The sequence below is a fragment of the Thermoleptolyngbya sichuanensis A183 genome, assembly GCF_013177315.1.
GTDB lineage: Bacteria > Cyanobacteriota > Cyanobacteriia > Elainellales > Elainellaceae > Thermoleptolyngbya > Thermoleptolyngbya sichuanensis.
The window spans coordinates 3,740,086-3,758,834 of the sequence record NZ_CP053661.1; the positions used below are offsets into that span (position 1 = coordinate 3,740,086).

Annotated in this window: 17 protein-coding genes and 1 tRNA gene; 11 read left to right on the top strand and 7 right to left on the bottom strand. The window is 56.6% G+C overall.

Going from position 1 to position 18,749, the window contains the following annotated elements:
* Positions 1-68: 68 nt before the first annotated feature.
* Both HPC62_RS15530 and dnaA read right to left on the bottom strand, forming a co-directional pair.
* Positions 69-995 carry an ADP-ribosylglycohydrolase family protein gene (locus tag HPC62_RS15530; RefSeq protein WP_172357128.1) on the bottom strand — a complete coding sequence of 309 codons (927 nt, stop codon included), beginning with the start codon at positions 993-995 and terminating at the stop codon, positions 69-71.
* 45 nt (positions 996-1,040) lie between these two features.
* Positions 1,041-2,432, bottom strand: coding sequence for a chromosomal replication initiator protein DnaA (gene dnaA / locus HPC62_RS15535; protein WP_172357130.1), 1,392 nt, complete (start codon positions 2,430-2,432; stop codon positions 1,041-1,043).
* 604 nt (positions 2,433-3,036) lie between these two features.
* Between dnaA and holA the strand changes: the two genes are divergently transcribed.
* The 4 genes from holA (at position 3,037) to fmt (ending at position 6,248) form a co-directional block, all read left to right on the top strand.
* The gene (gene holA, locus HPC62_RS15540; RefSeq protein ID WP_172357132.1) at positions 3,037-4,032 is read left to right on the top strand and encodes a DNA polymerase III subunit delta; all 996 of its coding nucleotides are present in this window, start codon (positions 3,037-3,039) and stop codon (positions 4,030-4,032) included.
* 194 nt (positions 4,033-4,226) lie between these two features.
* On the top strand, positions 4,227-4,706 hold the full coding sequence (locus HPC62_RS15545) for a DUF4168 domain-containing protein (protein WP_172357134.1): 480 nt from the start codon (positions 4,227-4,229) through the stop codon (positions 4,704-4,706).
* Between the two features lie 30 nt (positions 4,707-4,736).
* Positions 4,737-4,997, top strand: a complete 261-nt coding sequence (locus HPC62_RS15550; protein ID WP_068515540.1) for a hypothetical protein — start codon at positions 4,737-4,739, stop codon at positions 4,995-4,997.
* Between the two features lie 243 nt (positions 4,998-5,240).
* A complete protein-coding gene (gene fmt / locus HPC62_RS15555; RefSeq protein WP_172357136.1) occupies positions 5,241-6,248 on the top strand; it encodes a methionyl-tRNA formyltransferase in 1,008 nt (335 codons plus the stop codon).
* Between the two features lie 198 nt (positions 6,249-6,446).
* Here fmt and HPC62_RS15560 read toward each other — a convergent pair whose 3' ends face one another.
* Together HPC62_RS15560 and HPC62_RS15565 are read right to left on the bottom strand one after the other, a co-directional pair.
* Entirely contained in the window at positions 6,447-6,917 is a 471-nt protein-coding gene (locus HPC62_RS15560) for a tetratricopeptide repeat protein (protein ID WP_172357138.1), read from the bottom strand.
* 633 nt (positions 6,918-7,550) lie between these two features.
* Entirely contained in the window at positions 7,551-8,186 is a 636-nt protein-coding gene (locus tag HPC62_RS15565) for a hypothetical protein (RefSeq protein ID WP_172357140.1), read from the bottom strand.
* Between the two features lie 454 nt (positions 8,187-8,640).
* On the opposite strand from HPC62_RS15565, the gene HPC62_RS15570 reads away from it, so the two are divergent.
* The 7 genes from HPC62_RS15570 (at position 8,641) to HPC62_RS15600 (ending at position 16,425) form a co-directional block, all read left to right on the top strand.
* A complete protein-coding gene (locus HPC62_RS15570) occupies positions 8,641-9,972 on the top strand; it encodes an NAD(P)/FAD-dependent oxidoreductase (RefSeq protein ID WP_172357142.1) in 1,332 nt (443 codons plus the stop codon).
* 237 nt (positions 9,973-10,209) lie between these two features.
* The gene (locus HPC62_RS15575; protein ID WP_172357144.1) at positions 10,210-10,707 is read left to right on the top strand and encodes a DUF2231 domain-containing protein; all 498 of its coding nucleotides are present in this window, start codon (positions 10,210-10,212) and stop codon (positions 10,705-10,707) included.
* A complete protein-coding gene (locus HPC62_RS15580) occupies positions 10,708-11,313 on the top strand; it encodes a DUF2231 domain-containing protein (RefSeq protein ID WP_172357146.1) in 606 nt (201 codons plus the stop codon).
* A 56-nt stretch (positions 11,314-11,369) separates the two neighbouring features.
* Positions 11,370-12,275, top strand: coding sequence for a cytochrome c oxidase subunit II (locus tag HPC62_RS15585; protein WP_172357148.1), 906 nt, complete (start codon positions 11,370-11,372; stop codon positions 12,273-12,275).
* A gap of 157 nt (positions 12,276-12,432) precedes the next feature.
* Positions 12,433-14,103, top strand: a complete 1,671-nt coding sequence (ctaD, locus tag HPC62_RS15590) for a cytochrome c oxidase subunit I (RefSeq protein WP_172357150.1) — start codon at positions 12,433-12,435, stop codon at positions 14,101-14,103.
* A gap of 82 nt (positions 14,104-14,185) precedes the next feature.
* On the top strand, positions 14,186-14,803 hold the full coding sequence (locus HPC62_RS15595) for a cytochrome c oxidase subunit 3 (RefSeq protein ID WP_172357152.1): 618 nt from the start codon (positions 14,186-14,188) through the stop codon (positions 14,801-14,803).
* 107 nt (positions 14,804-14,910) lie between these two features.
* Positions 14,911-16,425: a GMC oxidoreductase gene (locus HPC62_RS15600; RefSeq protein ID WP_172357154.1), complete on the top strand. Its 1,515-nt coding sequence runs from the start codon at positions 14,911-14,913 to the stop codon at positions 16,423-16,425.
* 41 nt (positions 16,426-16,466) lie between these two features.
* On the opposite strand, the gene HPC62_RS15605 is transcribed toward HPC62_RS15600, so the two are convergent.
* The 3 genes from HPC62_RS15605 to HPC62_RS15615 all read right to left on the bottom strand — a co-directional run bounded on the left by HPC62_RS15605 (position 16,467) and on the right by HPC62_RS15615 (position 18,522).
* Positions 16,467-16,539: transfer RNA gene (locus tag HPC62_RS15605), tRNA-Thr, on the bottom strand.
* A gap of 61 nt (positions 16,540-16,600) precedes the next feature.
* On the bottom strand, positions 16,601-17,251 hold the full coding sequence (locus tag HPC62_RS15610; RefSeq protein WP_172357156.1) for a response regulator: 651 nt from the start codon (positions 17,249-17,251) through the stop codon (positions 16,601-16,603).
* A complete protein-coding gene (locus tag HPC62_RS15615) occupies positions 17,248-18,522 on the bottom strand; it encodes a sensor histidine kinase (RefSeq protein WP_172357158.1) in 1,275 nt (424 codons plus the stop codon). The genes HPC62_RS15610 and HPC62_RS15615 overlap by 4 nt, the downstream gene beginning before the upstream one ends.
* Between the last annotated feature and the right edge of the window lie 227 nt (positions 18,523-18,749).

Sequence of the window (18,749 nt, forward strand, 5' to 3'; positions counted from 1 at the left end):
TCTTCCCTCCTCCCTCTTCGTTCTTTCCATCAACACGCCACCCACTCTCAGCAACCGTCCTGCTGACCTCAGCGGGGACGGAGTTTGCCAGCCGGCGCGACTACCCAGCCCCGATGGGGGAGTTTGCCGCCCTGAAGCGTGGGCAGATAGATCCCGGCCCAGGCGGCGAAAAGCATGGCGGCCAGCGAATCTATCGCTGATTCTGGAATTCCCCACAGGGCGGCAACACTACCTGCCCGATGCGCCTGCCCGCGCCACGTAGCGGGCAGTCCGCTGCTGCCGTTCCTAGCCCCACAGAATGCGCCCACCAGTGCACAGGTCAGCGGTGAGGGGCTGATTTGCGCGGTCCGTCGCAGGGCGATCGCCGCATCGTTCGGCGTAGACAAAAAGCAGTAAAGCGCCAGACAGAGCGGCAAATACTCTGCTGGCGTTTCGGCGAACAGGGTATGACGGGCGATCGCCGATGAGTCTTGCTGAGCCGCGATATGCACCCGCTGAAGCGCAGTCGTCAGATCCGGCGCAATGGGCATCAAATCTTGAGCAGCGATCGCCCGCTCGATCAGCACCTGGGGCGGCTGGTCGGCGTGCATCGCCTGCGACACCAGTTCCCCAACGGCCAGCGCCACCGACTGTGACGACGCAGGCGCATCCAGCCGCTGCAAGTGCGATCGCAATTGTTCGGGATGGTCATGCGTATAGAGCGCCAAGGGCAACGTGGCGATCGCCAGCGCGGCAGGATTACCCAGAATTGCCGACGGCAGCGCCACCGACTGCTGGGGCCGATGAATCAACCCTTCGCCCAGGCTTAGCATAGATTTCCCCAGCCCTGCCGCTAGATCAGGTGGCGAGTCATGCGGCGCAGGCGGATCAAAACCCCAGCGCTCGACCTGCCGCCAGTCCGGCTGTCCCTGCGCCTGTGCGTTTGCCCCTAGCACCTGGCCCAGGGCCGCCCCCAGCAGCGCCCCCCGATACTGATTCAGCAGGCGATCGCCCATTCGCGTCTTTCCCCCACCGATCCCACAGCCCTCATCGCATTTGGGCTAGCGGGCAGAACTCTTGGACGATCCCGACAACCCAATGCGATCGCTCAACTGGCGCAGCGTCCGCGACAGTTCCACATCGGTTTCCTTGAGCTGAGCAATTTTCTCACAGCTATAGAGGACGGTCGTATGATCCTTGCCGCCAAACACCTCGCCAATCTTGGGCAGGCTGAGGTCGGTGTGCTGCCGCATTAGGAACATGCCCACCTGACGCGCAATGCTGATTTCACGGCGACGGGAACTGCCCTTCAGGTCTTCGATGGGCACGTCAAAGGTTTCCGCCACAGCCATCATCACGGCCTCTGGAGAAGCCTCGATCTGTTCATTAGACGGGTTCAGCACGGGCGCAATGGTTTCCACAGTCATCGGCAAGCCCGAAATCGACACATAGGCCACCGCCCGAATCAGGGCCCCCTCCAGTTCGCGAATGTTGGACGTGTAGCTAGCGGCGATGTACTCGATCACCTCGCGGGGCAGGCGCATATTTTCGTATTCCGCCTTCTTTTGCAAAATGGCCATGCGCGTTTCCAAATCCGGCGGCTGGATATCGGAAATTAGCCCCATCGAGAAGCGAGAGCAAAGTCGCTCTTGCAGGCGGGGAATCTGACTGGGGGGGCGATCGCTCGCCAGCACCACCTGCTTCCCCGCTTCATACAGCGTATTGAACGTGTGGAAAAACTCTTCCTGCGTGTACTCCTTGCCCTCAATAAACTGGATGTCGTCAATCAGCAGCACATCCACCAGACGATATTGCTCCCGAAAGCTCTGCATGTTGTCTTTGCGAATCGCCGTAATCAGGTCGTTGGTGAATTGCTCCGTAGACACATAAAACACCCGCGAGTCGGGGTCGATTTCCTGGCGATAGTGCCCGATTGCCTGCATCAGGTGCGACTTGCCCAGCCCCACCCCGCCACAGAGAAACAGCGGGTTAAACTCGCGCCCCGGCGACTCGGCCACCGCCAGCGAGGCCGCATGGGCCATGCGATTGTTTGCCCCCACCACAAATCGAGAAAAGACATAGCGCGGGTTGAGGTCTGAGGGCTTGGGGCGCTGCTTAGGCGTGGTCGATGGCTCGGTCAGCGCCTCCGTAGGCATGGGCCACAGCATGTCTCCCGGATCGGCCATGCCTTCCCCGTCTTCTCCGTGGCGCACGGTGATCTGAATCTCGACCGGATGCCCCAGCAGTTCTTCAACAACCTCGTGAATGATTTTTAAGTAATGCTTTTGCAGCCAGTTGCGGGCAAAGGGGTTGGGCGTGCAGATGACGAGAGTGTTTTCGTCCAGTTGCTCTGCGGTGGCAGACTTGATCCAGGTTTCAAACGTGGGGCGGCTCAGCTTCAGCTGGAGCTGCTCCAATACTTCTGTCCAAAAGGTTTCTAGCACGACTTCCACGTTTGCTCTTCTCCCAGGTGAATTGCCCAAAATGCAGCGACCCTACCCTGACGGTTGCAGACTGACACATTGCAGCCTGAGATGTTGCAGGTCTAGACGATTCCAGACTGAACAACACCCAGCGCTCCCTCAGCAGTTCGGACTTGGCAGATGGCAGCTAGCGAGGTATCAGGTCTCTGGGTCTCCATAGGATCTCTCAGGCTCTCTCTAGAGCGACAGCTCTAGACAGGGCAACAGCCCCAAACAGGGCAACAGCCCCAGAACAGCCCCAGAGACAGCAGCACTGGCCGCAGGCAGTTCGCCCAAAGCCAGCCCCTCTTTTTTACCAGCTTAACTAGACTACTAGATGTGCTGTGAGATTGTTATATAAATTCCATATATAGGGATTGGTGAATAAACGTAAAAAGCTGTATGCCTTCATCAAGAACTGTAGCCTGTGTTTTCTTGACACGCCGCTTCTGGAAAAATCTTGTAACGCTGCCGATCGACCCGTGAGGTCGTGCCCTATGGTACGCGGCCCGTCCTTGACCTGAAATCCCTGGCTGGCAGGACTCCGCTTAACACGTTTGAAAATTAATTAAATTATTAAAAACCCATTGACCCAATGCCCATCTATCTGTTCTGGGGGGATGACGAATACGCCATGCAGCAGGCCGTGAAAGATCTGCGCGATCGCACGCTTGATCCGAACTGGGCCAGCTTTAACTATGACAAGATTCCCCCAGAGCAGCCCGACGGCGTGATCCAGGCGCTCAACCAGGCCATGACTCCCCCCTTCGGCATGGGGCAACGGCTGGTCTGGCTAGCGGAAACGACCCTCTGCCAGCGCTGCTCAGAAGACCTGCTGGCGGAGCTATCGCGGACGCTGCCAGACATCCCCGACAGCACCGTGCTATTGCTGACCAGCAGCAGCAAGCCCGACGGCCGCGCCAAATCCACCAAGCTGCTGCAAAAACATGCCGAGATTCGCGAATTTGCGGCGATCGCCCCCTGGCAGACCGACCAGATCGTACAGCGCGTGCGCCAGGTGGCCCAGTCCACAGGCGTAAAGCTCACCCCTGGCGCGGCCCAACTGCTGGCCGAGGCGATTGGCAATGATACTCGCCGACTGCACAACGAGCTAGAAAAGCTGCACCTCTTTGCAGGCAGCAACAAGCCCATCGACGAAGGGGCGATCGCCCTATTGGTCAGCGCCTCTGCCCAAAACAGCCTGAAGCTGGCCGAGGCGATTCGCCTGGGCGATACGGGTCGCGCCATTGCTTTGGTTGCCGACCTGTTTGCCCGCAATGAACCTGCGCTGCGAATCGTGGCGACGCTGGTGGGGCAGTTTCGCACTTGGCTGTGGGTCAAGCTCATGACCGAATCGGGTGAACGAGACAACGCGGCGATCGCCCGTGCCGCCGACATCGCCAACCCCAAGCGCATTTACTTTTTGCAGCAAGACGTGCGGGCGATCGCCCTCTATCGATTGCAGCAAAGCCTGCCGCTGCTGCTCCAGCTCGAAGCCGGGCTAAAACACGGTGCAGATGAGCGCGTGCTGATGCAAAGCAAAGTCATTGAACTCTGTCAGGTGTTTAGCGGCACCGGCCAGCGCAGCTAGGGCCTCGTCGGGCAACCGGCCAAAAACCTACTCGCATCAAAAAATATGGAGCATCCTTCTAAAACTTGGGCGAACTTGGGCGATCGCAGGAACAACCCTCGCATAAAATAATTCAGAATAAGCGGATGGCTAAAACAGGCCACGCCTAACATTAACCATTCTTCCTTGTGTTTACAGGCTTGTTCAAAACTCCTATGACTCACTCTTTGATTCCTTCTCGACCAAAGCGCCGCCTCACTATGCCGCTGCTGGCGGGTGCGCTGTCTCTGGCGGGGCTGCTGCTGGGCTGGGTTCCCGATGTTCAGGTCTCGACGGGTTCTGTCAAACTGAGCAACGCAGCCCTGGCGCAGGCAGCCGTTTCTACTGGCGAAATTCGCAGCTATGCGGCCTCCGTGCTAGAAATCGAACCTTATCGACAGCAGGCAGTGCAGGCCATTCAAAGCGCAGGCGCACCCCTACCCTCGCTGATGTGTACCCAATCCAACGACCTCCGCAGTTTGCCCCGCAATATCCGCCAAATTGTGGCAGACTTTTGCACCCAGTCTGTTACGGTGGTGCAAGGCAATGGCATGACCATTGGACGGTTCAACGAGATTACGGCAATGCAGCAGAGCAATCCCAACCTCGCCGCCCAGATTCGTCAGGCCATCGTTGAGATTCGTCGTCAGCGCTAAACCTCGTCATCAAAAGGGACGTTAGAGCCAATGCCACGCTTCCAGCCTTACACCTTGCAAATGCAGATTAGCCGCATGTTCCAGGATGGACAGGGCTTTTTTGCCACCACCAAAGTGCAAGACTGGCTGCGAGAGCGCAACGAAAACCCGGATGATTACGAGATCTCCTTCCGCCAGTATCCGGCCCCCCCGGAGTCTGGCCTGGTGATGATGACTGATGTAGAACTGCGCCGCAAAGACGGCCAGCCTGTGGACGAGTGGCTGCAACAGGAAGTGAATCGACACGGCTGAGCGAACGCTCCAAAGCCAGGGCAGCAGCGCCAAGGACTGTCAAACCTGGAGCCTGCGCCAACGTGTCGTTAAATGGTTGTGAAATGGTCGTGATGATCCGTGATGGTCATTAACGTGATGATCGTTATCGTCGTTACCGTCGTCAAACAATTGTGAAATAGTTGTGAACTAGTTGTGGGGCAAACGCCCCAGCCCCCACGACCGCCCGACGGCCACCCGATCGCCCCTTCTCTGGTTTGCGCCATGCGTCTTGTGTTTTTTGGTACGCCGCAGTTTGCAGTGCCCTCGCTAGAGCGACTGCTCGGTCAGCCCGGCGTTGAGGTGCTAGCAGTGGTGACTCAGCCCGACAAGCGACGGGGGCGCGGCAGTGACCTAGTTCCATCTCCCGTCAAGGCGATCGCCCTCCAGCACGACCTGCCCATCTGGCAGCCAGCCCGCATCAAAAAAGATGCCGAAACCCTGGAAAACCTGCACCGCACCCAGGCCGACGCGTTCATCGTCGTCGCCTACGGACAAATCCTGTCCCTCGAAATTCTTGACATGCCCCGCCTCGGCTGCATCAACGCCCACGGGTCACTGTTGCCCAAATATCGCGGGGCTGCGCCAATCCAGTGGAGCCTGTATCATGGCGAAACCGAAACGGGGATCACCACCATGCTGATGGATGCAGGCATGGACACTGGGCCTATGCTGCTGAAGGCCACCACGCCCATCGGCTGGTTTGACCATGCCCACGATCTCGCCACGGTGCTGGCAAAGCAGGCAGCCGACCTGCTCATCGACACGCTGCTAGGGCTAGACCAGGGCAAGGTTCAGCCCATCCCGCAGGACGACGCGCAGGCCACCTACGCGCCGCTGATCCAAAAGCAAGACTATTGGCTGGACTGGAACCGGGGGGCGATCGCCCTCCACAACCAAGTGCGCGGCTTCTACCCAAACTGCCTCACCCACTTCCGCGGGCAGCCGCTCAAGGTACTCTCCACGGTTCCTCTCACCACAGCCCCAGACTTGCCCATCCCCGACTCAGTTCAGTCCCTCCGGGCAGACTGGCAGCCCCACCTCGCCGCCCCCGAAGCCCCCGGCACAATCGTCGGACTGCTCAAACATCACGGCGTTTTGGTGAACACATCGGATGGGCTGCTGCTGCTGCTGATTGTGCAGCCGTCTGGGAAACGCCCCCAAAGCGGCTGGGACTGGGCCAATGGAACCAGACTGGCGATCGGCGATTCTTTCACCTCTTCACCTACCTGATCCCCAGCGCTGACCCCGACGATCCGACTATCTATCCGACCACCTACCTATCCGACCGCGCAGACTCCTCAAACAGGGCCACCTGCAAAATCGCTGAACCCTCTGCGCTGAAGGCTTTGCAAGGTCTTTGAATTGCCTATCCAAGAATTGGCTATCTAAAATCGCCAATCCAAAATCCAAAATCCCGATCCCGCTGTCCTAACTCAGCCTTGCCGTACATTCCAGGATCATCTTTTGATTTTCCAGCGCGTAGGGCTGAATCTCCAGCGCTTGCCGGAAGGCGTGAATAGCTGCCATATATTGTTTCAGCGCCATGTGGCAGAGTCCTTGCCCATGCATTGCGCCAAAGTGAATCGGGTTTAGCGCCAGCACTTGCTCACAATCGGCCAGAGACTTTTGATACTGTCCACAGATGTAGTGCAGCACGGCCCGACGGTTCCAGGCTTCGGCAAAATCGGGCAGGTCAGCAATTACATCCGTCAAGACTTGCTCTGCATGGCCATATTCGCCTGCATCGATGAGCGTCTGGCTGCGCTCTAGCAGTTCTAACCCTCTTGCACCCTTTTGCGTAAACCAGAGCCGCCAAAGCTCATGCGTAGCAGCATCGCGAATTGATTCATCAGGATCTTTCAAATTCTCCAATAAAGATTGAATCAAGGTGTTGTCCATGACTAAACAGGGATTAAAGGTCTTGATTGAGATCAACATCCGCAGTCGAGGAAGCTTGCAGACGGCCAGGCAGTCAACCTTTAGCATCGGTGCAGCGGGACTGCATTAAGGGAAATTGCATCAAAGGAGCTGAATTAAGATCGGCTTTGCCGAGAGCAACGAGGATTCTTCGGAGCAGATTGCCAGTCTGGTCTGTGAGTCAGGCTTAGTCAGGCTTCGTATCTCAAGCCTCTGGATCAGGCTTCTGTATCCGTTATCCTGCATCTTTAAACTTTTGTCTGCCTTAAAATACGCTAGATGCACCTGCGGATGCTTGAAAAGCATTGACCTGCAAGGGATGCAGGACTCAGATTAACTTTCACTAAACAGTTCTTTACAAATGGGCTGTACTTGACTTTTCGGCTTGCAGTGTAGCCTTTCGTGAGGGCGATCGCCCTGACCAAACAGGTAGAAGACCGAGAATATCGCCCCACTCTAGAGATAGAATCCTCGCAAAATCCTTGCAATGGAGCAGGGCGAGTGGGGAAATTCCTTAAAGTTGCTCACTCTTCACTTTGACAAACGTCCACTCGATTTGACGTATATCTCTGGTTAGAAATTTCGTCCTAGCTGTACTAGCTGTACCTTCAGCGTCTACCTCGACCGCAGCACTTGTCGCTGAAACTCTTGCAGGTTTTGCATCAGGGGCGTTCCAGCAGCGACGGTCTGCATCCAGCGCCCCACATTGTTAATCGGACGGCCGATGGTGCGCTGAAGTACCTGCACCACCAGCCAGCCCAGCGCCCCGCACCAGAATGCCTGCCAGGTGTCGATGCCCAGCACGGTGGTCATACCCGTCAAAAACGCCAGAAACGTCCAGATTGACAGCAGGATGTAGATGGGCACGCCGAAATAGGGCAGCGCCACCCAGAGGCTGAGCAGTTGCGGCGCGTAGGCAAGGCTGAGCGTTAGCCCGACCTGTCGCCAACTGGCATCTGAAGTAAACAAAAGATGCTGGACGACCAGCGTACTGGCTCCCCAAAACAGCCAGCCAAAGGCAAACAGCAGCGTGCTGATTAGCAGGCTAATGACAAATCGCAAGGGGCTGACTCGGTTGATAAACAGGATGATGCTCTGGGCTAGGGACTGCGAGAAGGCAGCCAGCAGGATGACGCAGAGGGCGATCGCTTCGCCATCGGGTGAGGCTTGTAGGCGTAGGAAGCTCTGGGGATCAAGGGCGATCGCCCCTCTAACCAGGTCCAGAAATAGCGAAAACCAGGATGGCATCATGCGATCTACCGATCTCGATCTACCGAATCTATAGAAACCCAAAAGAAACCCGAATTTTGAAGAAGTCTAAAGCTTTAGAGACATACTCTCAGGTTTTGGCAATTCCTAAGCAATTCCTAAATTTCTACAAAGCCTTGTTGTAACAATACTTTGGCGTGATGAGGAATACATGCTCCACTCATTTCACATTGCATAATACTCTCAAAAACGTAGCCTGTTGTTACGAATTGGTATGCGAGTCTAGCAACAGGATAAGCAATGTGGGCTGTCGGGATAATCCAGAAGTTCTGAAAATTCTGACGCATTTGAGCAGTTGGCTTGGCTGTCGGTTCTTTGAGTTAGTTTGCTGTTCGGGCACGAGCATCATCAGGTCTTTAGGCAGCTCCTCTAGGATTTTATGAGTACTATTTCAACTATTTCAACAGACTTAACGGAAGCAGCGTCGAAGTCCGATATGAAGTCCAATATAAAGGGCGATCGCCCTGATACGCTTCCCCGCGTGGTCATCGTCGGGGGAGGGTTTGCTGGCATCGAGGCAGCGCGGGCCCTAGCTCGCTCTCCGGTGCAGGTAACGGTGATCGACCGCACCAATCATCACCTGTTTCAGCCGCTGCTGTATCAGGTGGCGGCAGCGACGCTTTCACCCAGTGATATCGCGTCCCCGATTCGTCAAATTTTGCGGTCGCAAAAAAACGCAACCGTTGCCATGGCCGAGGTGACGGGCGTTGATCCCGAACGGCAGTTGGTCTTCATGGGCGATCGCACGATGCCCTACGATTATCTGGTTTTGGCGACGGGCGCACAGCAGACGTATTTTGGCAAAGACGAATGGGCGGCGATCGCGCCAGGGCTAAAAAGTGTGCTGGATGCTGTACAAATTCGTGATCGCGTCCTGCGCTCCTTTGAGCAAGCCGAACTTCAAGGCGACGCGCAGCAGTGTTCCGATATTCTGACGTTTGTGCTGGTGGGCGCAGGCCCTACAGGGGTAGAACTGGCGGGCACCATTGCCGAAATGGCTCGGCTGACCCTCAAATCAGAGTTCCGCCGCATTGATCCCGCCTGCATCCGCGTCATCCTGGTACAAGCCGGCCCGCGCATTTTACCTGCCTTCTCAGAACATCTCTCCGCCGAAGCGCAAAAAGCACTGGAAAGCCTCGGCGTAGAAGTGCGGCTGAATTGCCGGGTTGAAGATATCGACGAGGGCGGCGTAACGGTAGCTGGAGAACGGATTCCCTGCCGCAACGTCTTTTGGACGGCTGGGGTGCAGGCATCACCCGCAGGCAAGTGGCTCAACGCCGAGACGGATCGGGCGGGACGGGTTACAGTAAAGCCAGACCTCTCGGTGCCGCAGTATCCCAACGTGTTTGTGGTCGGAGACACCGCCCATATGGAATCCGACGGCAAGCCCGTTCCGGGCCTGGCTCAGGCAGCCATGCAGAGCGGTCGCTATGCAGGACAGGTGATCGATGCCCGCGTTTGCGGCAAACCCGCACTGCCTCCCTTCCGCTACGTGGATCTGGGCAGCATGGCTACCATCGGGCGCAAGTTTGCCGTAATGCAGGTCGGCAACATTCAGTGGAGCGGGCTTCCGGCAAAGCTGGCTTGGCTCGTGGTTCACATTGCCGTGCTAAATCAGCTTGAGAATCAGCTTTCGGTGCTGCTGCAATGGACCTGGACCTACTTGACCCGTGAGCGGGGTTCTCGCATTATCACAGTACCCGTGGGATCGTCGCTCACTTCTCAAGCCTTGCCCCAACCTATTTCAGATGCATCTGGGGTTGCCTGAATCCTGAAACTGCAAGCCGTGGGAACCGACCGGTTGAAACCGCAAGTTAAAACCACAGGTTGAAACTACAAGTGGGTTTACGATCTTCTTTCAATTTTCTTGACTGTTCTTTCATTTACTGTTTTTCCAACGGTCTGCCCCCGATCCTGGTTTACATGTCTGGAGAACGCAATGGATTTGATATTTGCGATGCTTAAAATACCTCCACTGCTGACACTCAGCTGGTTTCCGCCAGTCATGCAGTTCAGCTTGCCTCCACTGAATGACCACAACCTGCCCTATCCCGACACCATGCATCCCATCGTGGTTCACTTTGTGATTGCGATGGCGCTGTTTGCAGTGTTGTGCGATGCGATCGCCTTTTTCACCAAAAACACCCGCCTCTATGAAGTGAGCTGGTGGAACCTGTTTTTTGCCACGCTCTCAATCTTTATCGCCATTATCTTTGGACAAGTCGAGGCAGGGCTGGCAGAACCCTACGATGCCGTAGTGCCCGTGCTAAATGCCCACACAGTTCTGGGCTGGTCGCTGTCGGCAATTCTGGCAGGCATGACAGCGTGGCGTTTCATCCTGCGATCGCGCGATCCCGGAAAACTGCCAATGCCCTACCTGGGCGCGGGGCTGGTGCTGGCGGCGCTGGTGTTTGTGCAGGTCTACCTGGGCGACAAGCTGGTATGGGTCTACGGACTGCATACCGTGCCCGTAGTTGAGGCAATTCGCGAGGGAGTGCTGTAAATGAATCCAGAACTCCTCGAGCAGCTTGGGTCACAGCTTGGCCCCAACGGATTGCCCTACAGCATTCCAATCCACCCCAACCTGGTTCACATCACCCTAGGTCTGTTCATCATCGGCATCGCCTTTGACTTCGCCGGAGCCTTCTTCCCGCTAGAAAAGTCCATCCTCAAGATGCTGTCGCTGACGGCAGTGCGCTCCAACTTTTTCGACGTGGGTTGGTACAACGTGCTGGCCTCAGCGATTGTTACCTTCTTCACCGTGGCAGCCGGCTTCTACGAAATCATGCTGGCAACGCCAGAAGCAGGCGTGAAAAGCGCCTGGGGTCTGGAAGCGATGCCCACCATGCTACTGCACGGGGTGGGCGGCGTGTTTTTGCTGGCGATTATTGTCGGCATGGCGGTGTGGCGCGGATTCCAGCGCTTTGCTTGGCGCAAGGACATGGGTCGCCAGGTGCAATGGAGCTACCTACTCGCAGGCGTTGCAGTGCTGGGCATTATGTTTGTCCACGGCACGCTAGGCGCACAGCTAGCCGCCGAGTTTGGGGTTCACATTACCGCCAGCGAGCTGCTGCGGGCAGGACAGGATCCCAACCTATTGCTGAAGTAGTAGCTAAAGTTAAGCTGCTGAAGTTAAGCTGCTGAGACAAGCGCGAAGGAGACACGATGAACCTGAAAACCATTGCCGGAATCGGAGTGTATATCGCGATTCTGGTGGCAACCAGCATTTGGGTTGGGCAGCAGGCCTATGGCTGGTTGCCGCCCCAAGCCTCGGCCGAATCCATGCTGATCGACGACCTATTTAGCCTGTTCTCTGCCATTGGCGCATTCATTCTGCTGGGCATCACAGGGCTGGTGCTTTATACCGTCTTCACCCAGAGCGTCAGCCGCTTCGACACCAGCGACGGCCCCCACATGGAGGGCAACGTCAAATTAGAAATCTTCTGGACGGCAGTGCCGCTGCTGCTGGTGTTTTTTCTAGCGGCCTACAGCTACCAGACCTATCAGCAGATGGCCGTGCGCGGGCCGATGGATCTGGTTCACCTGCACCACATGCCAGGCACCACGCCTACAGCCTACGCTGCAGATCTAGAACCCGAACCCGTCGAGGAGGTAGAGGTCTACGCCAAGCAGTGGGCCTGGTCATTCCGCTATCCCAGTGCGGGCGTAGTCAGCGCCGACCTGCATCTGCCCGTCAACAAGCGCGTGCGCTTGCGGATGACCGCAGATGAAGTGATTCATGGCTTCTACGTGCCCGCCTTTCGACTGAAGCAAGACATCATGCCCAAGCGCACGACGGAGTTTGAGTTTACGCCTGTGCGCGAAGGCACCTATCGGCTCAACGACTCCCAGTTCAGCGGCACCTATTTCGCCATCATGACGGCTAATGTAGTAGTGGAGTCGCCCGATTCCTATCGCCAGTGGCTCGCCAGCGCCGCCGCTCAGCCTGCTGTCCCCGCCGAAAACCCCGCCTACTCGGAATACACCAATAAGCGGCTGAAGCGCTTTGGCGGATGGAAAACGATCGCCCCCGCACCGCCGCCACTGGTCAATGCACTGGCAGAAGGCTAACTGGAAGAGTCGGGGAGAGAAGAGAGCGATATAGCCCCGCAAGGCCAGTCCCCAAACCCGTCTCCAGACTCTTACCCTTCCAAAATCTGAAATCTAAGATCCAAAACCCAAAATCTAAAATCCTCCACTCGCCCCCACAGTTACCCCAGGCAGATTCATGACAAACGTCCCCGTTGAAGGAATTGCAATTCCCGACATTGCCCATCCCGAACCGCAAAACAACTGGCGGAAATATTTCAGCTTCAGCACCGACCATAAGGTCATCGGCATTCAATACTTGGTCACGTCCTTCGTCTTTTTTCTCATCGGTGGCTTGCTGTCGATGGTGATTCGAGCCGAACTGATTACGCCCCAGGCAGATCTGATCGATCGCACGCTGTATAACAGCATGTTCACCATGCACGGCACGATCATGATCTTTTTGTGGATCTTTCCGTCGCTGGTGGGGCTGGCAAACTATCTTGTGCCGCTGATGATCGGGGCGCGAGATATGGCCTTTCCCCGGCTGAACGCAGCCGCCTTCTGGATGGTGCCCATCTTCGGCATCCTGCTGATGACCAGCTATTTCTTGCCCGCAGGCACGGCACAGGCCGGCTGGTGGTCCTATCCCCCCGTCAGCACTCAAAACCCAACCGATAGCATCATCACGGGTGAATTTGTCTGGATTCTCGCCGTGGCGATTTCCGGTGTGTCTTCCATCATGGGCGCGGTTAATTTCGTGACAACAATTGTGCGGATGCGGGCACCAGGAATGACTTTTTTTCGGATGCCTGCCTATGTGTGGACGGTGTTCAGCGCCCAGATCATTCAGCTTGCTGCATTGCCTGCACTGACGGCGGGTGCAATCATGTTGCTGTTTGACGCAGCGGCGGGTACGGCCTTTTTCAATCCCGATAAAGGCGGCAACCCAGTGCTGTTCCAACACTTCTTCTGGTTCTATTCGCACCCAGCGGTTTACGTAATGGTGTTGCCCATCTTCGGTGTGTTCTCAGAAATATTTCCGGTCTATTCGCGTAAGCCGCTGTTTGGCTACAAGGTGGTGGCTGTGTCGTCGCTGCTGATTACAACAGTCAGCGTGCTGGTTTGGGTTCACCATATGTATGCCAGTAACACACCGGGCTGGATGCGGATGCTGTTTATGGCAACGACAATGCTGGTGGCAGTGCCAACCGGGATTAAGGTGTTTGCCTGGGTTGCCACTATCTGGAAGGGTAAGCTGCGGCTAGACACACCCATGCTCTTTTGCCTGGGAGCGCTCATCATGTTTGTGTTCGCAGGAATTACAGGCGTAATGCTGGCTTCTGTACCGATTGATATTCATGTGAATAATACCTACTTTGTGGTAGGTCACTTTCACTACATTGTGTACGGCACGATTACGATGGGCATGTTTGCTGCCATCTATCACTGGTTCCCCAAGATGACCGGACGCATGTATTACGAGGGACTGGGTAAGCTGCATTTTGCCCTGGCATTTATTGGGGTAAATCTGAACTTTTTCCCAATGCATCCGCTGGGCCTTCAGGGGATGTTGCGGCGTGTCTCCTCCTATGAGCCGGAGTATGCTTTTTGGAATGTGGTCGCTAGTATCGGGGCGTTCCTGCTGGGGATGTCTACGATTCCGTTCATTTTGAATATGGTGGGTGCTTGGGTGCAGGGCAAGCCTGCGCCAGACAACCCCTGGCGGGCGATCGGGCTGGAATGGCTGGTGTCGTCGCCGCCCCCGGTTGAGAACTTTGAAGAACTGCCCATTGTTGTGTCTGGGCCCTACGGCTATGGCAAGTCTGATCCGCTCGTGGAGAACGCCGCTGCTCTCAAAGAGGGCTAGGCTGGGCTGCGTGGACTAGCCTATTTACTGGCTCATACTGGCTCATTCGCCGATTGTTCATTCTCTAACCCCTTACCCGCCTATGGATAGCTCTATCTCAACCGAAAAACTGGATGGGGCGATCGCCCCCCACACTGCCCACGCCCACGAGGAAGACCACGCGGGCAATAGTATGTTTGGCTTCATCATCTTTCTGCTGTCGGAAAGCGTGATTTTCCTCAGCTTTTTTGCGGGCTACATCCTGGTGAAAACAACCACCCCCAACTGGCTTCCCGAAGGCGTTTCGGGGCTGGAGGTCTCAAAGCCTGCCATCAATACCATCGTGCTGGTGTCCAGCAGCTTTGTCGCCTACTTCGCCGAGCGAGCGCTGAAAAAAGAGAATCTGCTGGTGTTTCGGCTGCTGTGGCTGCTGACGATGGCGATGGGTGCATACTTCCTGGTGGGGCAGGCGATCGAGTGGAGCGAACTGGAGTTTGGCTTTTCCGATGGCGTGTTTGGCGGGCTGTTTTATCTGCTGACGGGCTTCCACGGGCTGCACGTCTTCACGGGCATTTTGCTGATGGGCATTATGCTGTTCAAATCCTTTGTGCCTGGAAACTACGCGGGTGGACACACGGGTGTCGATGCGACCTCGCTGTTCTGGCATTTTGTGGATGTTATTTGGATTATTCTGTTCATTCTGATCTACGTCTGGCAGTGATGCTTTGGCGATGTCCGAAGGAACGGATATCGCATCCATTAAGACCCATATTCGGGAACGGGTCGAGCAGTCAATTCCGAAATCAATGGGGCGACGAGGAGTAACGCATGATTATCGACGACGCGCATTATGACGTGATTATTGTGGGAACGGGGGCAGGCGGTGGCACGCTGGCCCGAAAACTCGCGCCCACAGGCAAGAAAATTCTGATTCTGGAACGCGGCGACGTGATGCCGCTGGAGGAACAGAACCGCAGCAACGTCGATATTTTCAAAAAGGAACTCTATCACGCGCCGGAGCAGTGGTTTGACATTGCGGGTGAACCCTTTGCGCCCCAGACAAAGTATGCCGTCGGCGGCAACACCAAAATCTACGGTGCGGCGCTGCTGCGAATGCGAGAGCGTGACTTTGAAATGGTGACGCATCACGAGGGCGTGTCGCCAGAATGGTGCGTGAAATACGCTGACTTTGAGCCGTACTACACCGAAGCGGAGAACCTCTATCAGGTGCATGGGGCTGTGGGAGCCGACCCCACCGAGCCGCCCCACAGCGCCGACTATCCCTATCCCGCCGTAGGGCACGATCCGCAGATTGAGGAAGTGATTGGGGCGATCGCCGCTCAGTCCCTTCATCCTGCCTCGCTGCCAATGGCGCTGACCCACCAGACCGACGACCCCACCAATGATTCCGAAGTCAGCGGCATCAATCCTGCCCTTCAGCATCCCAACGTCACCCTGAAAACGAGCGCAACGGTCACCTCGCTGCACACCAACCCCTCTGGCAGAGAAGTAAAAGCGGTTGAAGCCGAAATCGGCGGGCAGCCCTATCTATTTTTGGGCGACATCATTGTGCTGGCCTGCGGTGCGATTAATACAGCGGCAGTGCTGCTGCGGTCATGCAGCGAAGCCTGTTCGCAAGGGCTGGCCAATAGCTCTGGGCTGGTGGGACGCAACCTAATGAAGCATCGGCTATCGTCAGTGGTGCAGCTTTCCAAGCCCAACAGCGGCAAGTTTCAGCGCAGCGTCTACGTCAACGATTTTTACTGGGGCGAAGAAGGATTTGACTACCCAATGGGGCACATTTATAACACGGGCGGCCTGCTGCAAGACATTATCTTCGCAGAGTCGCCGCCTGTGCTGTCGGTGCTGGCCAAGATGATGCCGGGGTTTGGGCTACAACAGATGGCGACCCGCTCCATTGGCTGGTGGGTGCAGAGCGAAGACCTGCCCAGCGCCGACAACCGCGTGCGCGTAGACAGCAAAAAGCTTTACGTCGAGTATACGCCGAACAATACCGAACCCCATGAGCGTTTGGTTTATCGCTGGACAGAGGTGCTGAAAACGGCGGAAAAAGGCATGGACAAATCGCTACTCCAGATGAGCGGTCGCCATCCCAGCGGGGAAATGCCGCTGTCAGTGGTGGCTAACGCCTGCGGCACCTGTCGCTTTGGGGAAGATCCGGCGACCTCGGTTCTCAATCCCGACTGTCGCGCCCACGATGTCGATAATCTCTACATTGTAGACGGCAGCTTCTTCCCGTCGATTTCCGCCACCAGTCCGGCGCTGACGATTATGGCCAACGCGCTGCGGGTGGGCGATCGCCTGATCGAGCGCCTAAAATAAGCACCTGAAATAATCGAGTGATTAGAGTGACTTCAGACCAAAGCTGGTGACAGGACTCGAACCTGCGACCGGCTGATTACAAATCAGCAGCTCTACCAACTGAGCTACACCAGCGATCGCCCTACATCATAACATTGCCGTTTGGCAGTTGGGGCAGATTTTTGGGCGGGAACCATCAGGTCAGCCAGTCGAGAAACGTGTTAGCTAGGATGGCAGCTTGCGTGCGATCGCGCAATTCCAGGCGGTTCAGAATATTGGTGACGTGGTTTTTGACCGTGCCCTCCGAAATGTAAAGCGCCTTGGCAATTTCGCGGTTGCTGGCTCCCTGAGCAACGAGAACTAGCACCTCGCGCTCGCGGGGAGTGAGGCTGGAGAATCCGTCGGGCGGGGCAAGGGCGGGCGCGGGCGACGGCGCAACCCGGGCCAGCAGTTTCGGCAAAATGCCAGGACTAATCTGGGTGTAGCCCTTGTGGGCAGCGCGGATGGCTTCGGCTAGATCTTCTGAGGGCGTGTCTTTGAGTAAGTAACCCGTCGCGCCGTTTTGCAGGGCAGCGGTGACATATTCCTGATCGTCAAATGTGGTGAGAATCAGGACTTTGGTGCTGGGAAACTGACGGGCGATCGCCTCTGTCGCAGCCACGCCATCCATCACAGGCATCCGAATGTCCATCAGCACCAAGTCAGGATGCAGTTGTTCAACCTGCTGCACTGCAACCTGACCATTTTCTGCCTCGCCAATGATCTGCAAATCAGCTTCCAGTTCAAGCAGTGCTTTCATGCCCTGACGAATCAAATGCTGATCATCTACCAGAACGATCCGAATCATGGAACGATCCTCTCTAGCGGAATGTGAACCGTAATGGTGCAGCCCTGTCCTGGAGAGGTTTGCAGGTCAAAGATGCCACCCAGCGACTCGGCCCGTTCGCGCATACTCTGTAGCCCAAAGCCCGTGCGATTTTGAGCTGGGTCAAAACCCACGCCATCATCCTGAATCAGCAGGTGCAGCGTCGCAGCCGTATCCTGCAAATCCAGCAAAATTTGCGAGGGCCGGGCGTATTTGCAGATATTGGTAAACGCCTCTTGCACAATGCGATAGAGGCTGGTGGAGAGATCTGGGGGCAGGGGGGCATCGAGGTGAATTTGGCAGATTGGTGCGACCCCTGTGACCTGTTCGACATTGCGGGCAAGGAGGGCGATCGCCGCTTCTAGGGACTGCTCCTGCAAGGGATCGGCCCGCATCGTCGCCACAGACTGCCGCACGTCCTGAAGCGCCGTAGAACCCAGCACTTTCGCCTCTTTCAAAAACTGATGCGCCCGCTGCGGGTCGCTCTGCCACAGTTTTAGTGCGCCTTCCACTTGCAGGTTCAGTGCCGTCAGCGAGTGCCCCAGCGAGTCATGGATTTCGCGGGCGATACGGCTGCGCTCTTGGGCCATGGCCAGCTTTTCCACCCGCAGCGCATAGTTTTGCAATTGGGCATTGGCGGCCGTCAGCTTTTCGCGGCTTTGGCGCTCCGTCAGCAGCGCATCCACCAGCAGCAGCAAAAAGACCAGCGTCAGCCCCAGCAGCAGCGCCGAGCTATAGGCAAAGCTCCAGGCAGGCAGCCCCCGTGGGCGATCGCGCCAGTTGATCGGAATTCGATCCGCCAGTTCCCGCAAGCGCTGCGTCAAAATCGCCAGAAACAGCCCGTAGGCAATGCCCGTCGTCATCAGGCGGCCCGGCAGCGCAAAGATGAGGCAACTCCTCAGCGCAAACACCACAACGAGAAATGAAAACAGCCGCATTTCCCGCAAATCGCCCGCCGTTGCCAGCAAAATCAGCACTCCCTCTAGCAGCACAAACCCGATGCGCGTAGCCATCTGCCCCGTAGGCAGCCGCAGCCCCATCAGCCCAAAGCCTACGATGCAGGCAATATCCAGCGGCGACACCCAGCTAAAGGGCGGCTCTGGGCTAACCCCCCGTGGCATCCTTGGCCCCGGAAACAGCGGCCCCACCAGTTCGCTCAAAAAGGCGATCGCCAGTAGGCTCCATTCCAGGTACAGCAGCAGTCGCAGGGGGTGGTTGGCAGGGTGGATCGGGCGGGGTTCGGCGGGAGACATGGGGGAAGAGGGAAGAACGAAGAGGGGAGAAGGAAGAACGAAGAGGGGAGAAGGAAGAACGAAGAGGGGAGAACGAAGAGGGAAGAACGAAGAATGAAGAGGGAAGAATGAAGAATGAAGAGGGGAGAGCGAAAGGGGAAGGAATGAAGAGGGGAGGGGGATGATGGGATGATGGGATGGTCTGGTTGGACATCTCTACTCTACTCTTCCCATTGCGCTAACGCCCT

What these genes read in the sequence shown, in the direction of transcription:
- HPC62_RS15530 (WP_172357128.1), bottom strand. Translation starts at nt 995, where the DNA reads ATGGGCGATCGCCTGCTGAATCAGTATCGGGGGGCGCTGCTGGGGGCG.
- holA (WP_172357132.1), top strand. Translation starts at nt 3,037, where the DNA reads ATGCCCATCTATCTGTTCTGGGGGGATGACGAATACGCCATGCAGCAG.
- HPC62_RS15545 (WP_172357134.1), top strand. Translation starts at nt 4,227, where the DNA reads ATGACTCACTCTTTGATTCCTTCTCGACCAAAGCGCCGCCTCACTATG.
- HPC62_RS15550 (WP_068515540.1), top strand. Translation starts at nt 4,737, where the DNA reads ATGCCACGCTTCCAGCCTTACACCTTGCAAATGCAGATTAGCCGCATG.
- fmt (WP_172357136.1), top strand. Translation starts at nt 5,241, where the DNA reads ATGCGTCTTGTGTTTTTTGGTACGCCGCAGTTTGCAGTGCCCTCGCTA.
- HPC62_RS15560 (WP_172357138.1), bottom strand. Translation starts at nt 6,917, where the DNA reads ATGGACAACACCTTGATTCAATCTTTATTGGAGAATTTGAAAGATCCT.
- HPC62_RS15565 (WP_172357140.1), bottom strand. Translation starts at nt 8,186, where the DNA reads ATGATGCCATCCTGGTTTTCGCTATTTCTGGACCTGGTTAGAGGGGCG.
- HPC62_RS15570 (WP_172357142.1), top strand. Translation starts at nt 8,641, where the DNA reads ATGAAGTCCAATATAAAGGGCGATCGCCCTGATACGCTTCCCCGCGTG.
- HPC62_RS15575 (WP_172357144.1), top strand. Translation starts at nt 10,210, where the DNA reads ATGCAGTTCAGCTTGCCTCCACTGAATGACCACAACCTGCCCTATCCC.
- HPC62_RS15580 (WP_172357146.1), top strand. Translation starts at nt 10,708, where the DNA reads ATGAATCCAGAACTCCTCGAGCAGCTTGGGTCACAGCTTGGCCCCAAC.
- HPC62_RS15585 (WP_172357148.1), top strand. Translation starts at nt 11,370, where the DNA reads ATGAACCTGAAAACCATTGCCGGAATCGGAGTGTATATCGCGATTCTG.
- ctaD (WP_172357150.1), top strand. Translation starts at nt 12,433, where the DNA reads ATGACAAACGTCCCCGTTGAAGGAATTGCAATTCCCGACATTGCCCAT.
- HPC62_RS15595 (WP_172357152.1), top strand. Translation starts at nt 14,186, where the DNA reads ATGGATAGCTCTATCTCAACCGAAAAACTGGATGGGGCGATCGCCCCC.
- HPC62_RS15600 (WP_172357154.1), top strand. Translation starts at nt 14,911, where the DNA reads ATGATTATCGACGACGCGCATTATGACGTGATTATTGTGGGAACGGGG.
- HPC62_RS15610 (WP_172357156.1), bottom strand. Translation starts at nt 17,251, where the DNA reads ATGATTCGGATCGTTCTGGTAGATGATCAGCATTTGATTCGTCAGGGC.
- HPC62_RS15615 (WP_172357158.1), bottom strand. Translation starts at nt 18,522, where the DNA reads ATGTCTCCCGCCGAACCCCGCCCGATCCACCCTGCCAACCACCCCCTG.